At 67.5% G+C, this 588-nt stretch carries 1 protein-coding gene; it reads left to right on the forward strand.

Translation table 11 applies throughout. The features are described from left to right. A partial coding sequence (locus BIU89_RS13050; protein ID WP_139179144.1) for a DUF933 domain-containing protein occupies positions 1-588 on the forward strand: 588 nt, incomplete at both ends.

Consider the following 588-nt stretch of genomic DNA (forward strand, 5'->3'; position numbering starts at 1 on the left):
ACGACGTCGTGCACGTCGCGAACAAGGTCTCCCCGAAGGACGACCTCGAGGTCATCAACACCGAGCTGATCCTCGCCGACATGGAGACCATCGACAAGGCGCTCCCGCGGTACGAGAAGACCGTGAAGCTCAAGCAGACCGAGCCGATCGTGCTCGAGACCGCTCGCGAGGCCCGTGCCGCGCTCGAGCAGGGCACCCTGCTGTCCGCCACCAAGATCGACCTGTCGCCGATCGCCGAGCTCGGCCTGCTCAGCGCCAAGCCCTTCATCTTCGTCTTCAACGTCGACGAGGCGATCCTGACCGACGAGTCCCGCAAGGCCGAACTGGCCGCGCTCGTCGCACCGGCGCAGGCCGTGTTCCTCGACGCCCAGGTCGAGTCGGAGCTCATCGACCTCGACCCGGCCGACGCCGCCGAACTGCTCGAGTCGACCGGTCAGACCGAGTCGGGCCTCGACCAGCTCGCCCGGATCGGGTTCGACACCCTCGGACTGCAGACCTACCTGACGGCCGGTCCGAAGGAAGCCCGTGCGTGGACGATCGGCAAGGGGTGGAAGGCTCCCCAGGCTGCCGGCGTCATCCACACCGACT

It is taken from the genome of Curtobacterium sp. MCBA15_005 (assembly GCF_001864855.1).
Lineage (GTDB): Bacteria > Actinomycetota > Actinomycetes > Actinomycetales > Microbacteriaceae > Curtobacterium > Curtobacterium flaccumfaciens.